The organism is Halorubrum sp. SP3 (assembly GCF_005435195.1).
Classification (GTDB): Archaea; Halobacteriota; Halobacteria; order Halobacteriales; family Haloferacaceae; genus Halorubrum; species Halorubrum sodomense.
On sequence record NZ_SGTU01000030.1, the window covers coordinates 2,510 to 8,076 of the forward strand.

Here is a 5,567-nt window from a genome sequence, read left to right on the forward strand (position 1 = left end):
CATTACGGCCGAAATAGCCATTTTTGCGTTCTTCACATTCTGGAGTTCGCAACTAGCCTTTCCGGCAGGAATGTACTCTCCGGACACCTTCGCGTTTATTCCGACCGCGAAATCGATCGTTGTATCCGGGGGCCTCGAACAGGTTGGAACGTATAGTCACACACCGGGACATATGGTATTCGTCGCGGAATTCGCTCAGGTCACCGGATTAAATGTGGATATCAGCTATCGATTTGGTGCAACAGCGGCGATCGCTGGGACGGTTCTTATCCTCGCGTACGCTGACCGTGCGATTCCGGGTCTATCCCGACGGACTGCCTTGCTCGCGGCGCTGATCTTCGTACTGATGTCGTATTCTATCGCAAAAGGCACTCGTCCGACGAAGTTGAATTTCTTTTATCCATTGATTCCGTTGATCGTTCTCTCCGTATTCAAAATCGAGTGTGGTCTCGGCGATTCGAAGCGATATCTTCCTCCTCTGTTCCTAGTGATGGTGTACTTGATCTTTGGACACACATACAGCGGCGGGGCCGCGCTAATAGTGACCGGCGTAATCTGGCTATATCTCAGCGGAATTCCGGTGTTAAATGGTCTCGATTATTCTGAGCGTATCCCCGTCCGCACGACGATCGCGTTTGGAATTCTATGTATAATGTATCTAGGGTATGCCGGTCTGGTAACGGGGGAGATGACAGGCCGAATCGCCGATGTCGTTCTCTCTTTAGTTGAATTGCTTTTCGGGGAGGGTGCAAGTGGTGGTGGTTCAGGTGGGGGACGGTACTCACAGTTGTCACTCTCACTCCTTTTCGTTTCCACTAGCGGTCAGTTGGTCATGTTTGCAACATCAATGCTCGGTTTCGCCACTATTGTCCGTCGACAGGAATGGGGCCTTGACGCGGTTGCATTCTGGATCGTAGTCGGCTTTGGAATAATCGGCTTCAGTATATTTGGCAATGCTACAGACATCCCCCCACAGAGAATTTACTCTCTTCTCGCATTATTCGGCCTAAATCTCGCGTGTGCAATCGGGATCATAGCATTCCATTCATATACACGTTCGAATGTCGTTGCTTCGAGCGTTGTCGTCGTACTTGCAATCTTAGCATTGAGTTCACCAGTGGCGGGGGTTTCTCTATCGCCACACAGTGACGAGATACCGACTTACAAACGGTATGAAACGGCATCAAACAATGCAGTTCAAATATGGACTGATTCTCGTATCACTGGTAATGAGGTGTTCACAACGGCAGGAACAAGCAGTAATATACCAGTACAACGACTTGAAGACGGGGAAGTGTCTACAACTGTTAATCGAAGTGCAATCACTAATGGAACTATCTATATACACTCTAAACACGCCGAAAAAACAGGCTTAATGATAGATTCGGGAGGGGTCACCCTCGGCTCGCGAGAATACGCATTCGTTTATCTACCAAATAGTAATTCAAATGATAATACGGTCTATTCTAATGGAGTAGGAGAAGTATTTATAAAGAAAGCTGACTGACAGTCGACGACAACCGATGAAATCCAATATACAAAATCAAGAGTATTTTAGACTGCGAAAGGGTCAACTTACAAAATTTCACCTCAATAGAGTGCCACAGTTTCGAATCATCCAATTGTTCAGACATCGCCCGCACATTTCATAAAATGACAGACATTTGCCTTGTCACACCTAGATATCCGCCAACGCATGCTGGCGGGGGTGAAGTTAGTGCCCAATTACTTGCAGAACAATTAAAAAGAAGTGAAGAAATTGGGAACATAACAGTAGTCTCATTCGATGGCAAGAATACGGAGATTATAAACGATGTCAAAGTTGCTCGTCTAGCTGATCTCCCAACTTATCCGTACACTATTCCTAACGAAATTGCATATCGGAGACTCATTGATTATGAACTTGAGTGTGATGTTATTCATGCATATAACATGGATTTACATCCAGCAGTTGGTCGAATTTCTGAGAGATTACAGATACCCTCAGTAGCGACATTAAATTCATATTCATTAATGAATAGACAGGCCGTAAATATTAGTCCGTCAATTGAGCGTAAATTGTATGAACTAACACTTCTCCGAGCTGAACGACCTAGATTGAAGAGACAAATGCGTAAAATCGACATGTTTCTCCCACTGAGTCGGCCTGTCAAAGAAAAATATCAAGAATGGGGGCTTTCAGACTGTGAGTTTGAGGTCATTCCAAACATGATTGATCCAAACTTTGCTTCGTCAATGAAGAGGACCTCGTCTGAGAGAGGTAACCTTGTGTATGTGGGCCATTTGCGCCCGTCAAAGGGTGTAAAGTATCTCGTTGATGCTATGAATCATCTACCAACAAACTATTCACTGACAGTTGTTGGTGGTGGTCCTGAGAAAGAACATTTAGAAGCCCGTGCATCTTCCAGTTCAGCGTCAGAACGAATCTCGTTTACCGGAAAAATTCCCTATGAGAAAATCTCACAGGTATTTGATGATTCAGATGTGTTTGTTCATCCCGGTGTGTGGCCAGAACCATTTGGTACGATCCTTGAAGCAATGCAATCTGGCCTCCCAGTTGTTGCAACTAATACTGGAGGGCCATCGGAAATAGTCCCACAACCAGATTTATTATGTAGTCCATCAGATCCAAGTAGTCTTAGTAAGGCGATAAAATATGCATATAAAAATCAGGATCAAATAGGCCAAGAAAATATAGAATATGTAAAAGATTGTTTTCACCCAGATAATATTCTAACTGATATTATAAAAATATATTCTAATATTAGTAAAAAAAGGGCAGTGTAGTTATGATTGTTTGGAAAATGAGATGGTCATAAAGATAATTCAGTTACAGTAATAATCGTCCTTATTTGCCCACAATATCATAAAACAACGTGACCTTGTAACTGCGCCTCCAAGGTTAGGTAAATCACTGTGCCTACGAAATTACAGCGTTGATCGATTAGTCGGTGAGGTACCTAGTTCGTCCAGTCCGTCCAAGAACACCATCGACAAAACCTTCGAACCACGGTTTCAGTAGCGTCCATTCTTGATTCCTCGTGATTACATACAACAAAATCCCAACTGATGAGAGAAAGAGAAGCTGCCCCACTCCCGAGAATCGGCGACGAGCAAGCTGGAACAGATTTCGTGTTCTATAGTAGACTTGGTACGGATTGGTATGTACAAACCCAGTCTCTTCGTGATTGTGTTCGACAACACTCTCAGGATCGAATGCGACCTGATATCCGTGTTCTCGTGCCCGAAAACAGTATTCGATTTCCTCCACGTAGAGGAAAAACGACGGATCAAGCAATCCAATATCCTCAATCATATCTGCCGAAATCATCATCGAGCAGCCGACGACCTGTGTTCGGGGGACAAGTTCATCATCGCGGGACCCGACTGATGGCAGATAGCCGAACCGATGCATAAGCCGTACAGCCGCTGTATCTCGGTGTTGCTGTGAGGGCGGATCATCACCCACAGCGGGCGCAAGAATACCGACCTCGGGATTCACAAGGATTTTTCTCGCTAGCCGCGATACTACTTCGATATCTGGAAGATTAGTATCTGGATTGATTATGAAATAGCAATCACATTCCTCTGAAAGATGTTGTATTCCAAGATTGTTCCCCGCAGCATAACCAACATTGCCGTCACTCTCAAGATATGACACCCTCTCTGTGCTCCTTGCCAGCTGATCCAGTGTCGCCGAAGGCGAACTATTATCTACGATAACGAGTTCATCAACGCCTTCATAGAGTTCGGCCGTCAGACGATGAGTTTCCTCTTCTGAGCGATAATTAACGATAACCGCCCCCACCGTTGGATTGCTTTCAACCACCGAGCCACCTGTCATGTGTGATGCCTTTCTCTTCTGGCTTAATTTACTTAACCATCATATAGACAACAGTTGTTCCGAAGTTTATCTGTATCGCATATATCGGATCATCGCACACAGTTTTGTGCTGCGCCGCGTTTAGGATGGGATCTGCCGTTTCGACGTACCCACTAATATTGATAATCTGAGAGGACGGCACTTCACGGATGAATACATTAACTGTATTCGTTCCAGTGGTGTTCAGACAAGAATGAAGATTGAGGCGGTGTCTTTTCTGGGTAATTCATGCCCGAACGCATACGCGTCATTGGAAGTGTCGACAAGATCAAATTAGGTTTTATGAGGCGAAAGGAGACACCGAGGTGTAATGAATCTCGGTATTCAGTTCCATCTCGCTGGATTATCACTTTCAAATATATTCTCGATGATATATTCGGCGTCGAACGTACTCGATTATCCGTTCATAATTGGGTTCACAAAGTCGATCTACAGCCTGAAGCTGGTCAGTGCCCGGATCACATTGTGGTTACCGAGACATCTGGGAGCGAACTTCGAGGAATGGTTGCCGCTCAACTGTTACCAGCTCCCGCAGAGAGTGTCTCTATTGGGGCTGGCTTGGCCGTTATCTCCAGCTGAAACTTCGCGATCGGGATTATCATTGGTGAACTACCCTGGGATATTTTTTACATCACTATCGGACAATCTCTCCGGAGCTTCTCATCGAGCTTAGTTCAGACGGTCAATATCGTGTTTCTGCTGATCGTCAGTTGTATTACAGTGTATCTGTTAGCACGACCAGTCTACCAACATATTCCAAACTGAGTAGCGAACCAGCTTGAATCAGTTGCTCGGGCTTGTGACTTGGCCCTGATCTCTCACAAACCGGTAGACGACGAAGACACACGTTCCCAGGATTGCTCCGTACCAGAGCGTTCCGACCCGGATAATCACTGTCGCACTTACCGCAATTGTCTGGGTGTATCCCAAGATGACGAGCATTCCGACCATACTGGCTTCTGCGGCCGCTAACCCCCCAGGAAGGAGGCTGGCCGCACCCACGACCGATCCCAACCCGAACACGAACAACGCAGCGAGGAGGGTCGCTTCCGAACTGAAACCACTTAGCACCACCCACAGCGCAACTCCCTCTAAGCCCCACGCCACGAGGCTAATGAGGAACGCGGTACTGAGTGGCCACACTTGGAACAGCGTATACGTACTCTCATAGAACTCCTCTAACTCGGTTACATACGACCCGACGATCGGAAGCGTCTCTAGCCATCCTAAGACACGTAGACAAAACGTTCGCCACTGAAGCAGACTGATGCCGAGCAAGAACAGGAGAATCACGCCGATCAACACGACCGATGACCGCTGATAAATGAGTAACCCGAGAAACGCAAAGGCCGACAGTGCGATCAGATCAGTTACTCGTTCAGCACCGACCACGGACGCTGTCTGACTGACTGGTACATCACGGAGGTCACGAAGGAACCAGGCCTTCCAGACTTCACCTGCTTTCCCAGGAGTCACGACCATCATCAAACCGCTGAAAAACACGATCAGACTTGTCTTGAGTGGGATGTCAATGTCTAAGTGGCGAAGATAGTATTCCCACTTGAGAAACCGGACAGCATAGCTAATCGTAGCGAGGAGGAACACGACACCAACCCGCCAGCGATCAACCGCAAGCAGTGCCGAAACGACTTGCGAGGCGTCACCGACGACGAACAGCCCAAAG

General features: G+C 46.7%; 4 protein-coding genes and 1 pseudogene. 3 read left to right on the forward strand and 2 right to left on the reverse strand.

All coding sequences use genetic code 11. From position 1 onward, the window contains the following. Both EXE42_RS14715 and EXE42_RS14720 read left to right on the forward strand, forming a co-directional pair. Positions 1 to 1,507: hypothetical protein (locus EXE42_RS14715; RefSeq protein WP_206750717.1), on the forward strand; the 1,507-nt coding region annotated here is incomplete at its 5' end. A gap of 146 nt (positions 1,508 to 1,653) precedes the next feature. After that, positions 1,654 to 2,787 (forward strand): glycosyltransferase family 4 protein, encoded by a 1,134-nt coding sequence (locus EXE42_RS14720; protein ID WP_137706819.1) that lies wholly within the window; start codon positions 1,654 to 1,656, stop codon positions 2,785 to 2,787. 157 nt (positions 2,788 to 2,944) lie between these two features. Here the strand turns inward: EXE42_RS14720 and EXE42_RS14725 are convergent, their stop codons facing one another. Then, a complete protein-coding gene (locus tag EXE42_RS14725; protein ID WP_137694910.1) occupies positions 2,945 to 3,844 on the reverse strand; it encodes a glycosyltransferase family 2 protein in 900 nt (299 codons plus the stop codon). A 267-nt stretch (positions 3,845 to 4,111) separates the two neighbouring features. Here EXE42_RS14725 and EXE42_RS20240 point away from each other — a divergent pair. After that, positions 4,112 to 4,363 (forward strand): annotated as a pseudogene (locus EXE42_RS20240) (IS6 family transposase); the annotation flags it as partial. A 303-nt stretch (positions 4,364 to 4,666) separates the two neighbouring features. Here the strand turns inward: EXE42_RS20240 and EXE42_RS14730 are convergent. Next, on the reverse strand, positions 4,667 to 5,567 hold a 901-nt coding region (locus tag EXE42_RS14730), incomplete at its 5' end, for a lysylphosphatidylglycerol synthase transmembrane domain-containing protein (protein ID WP_137706820.1).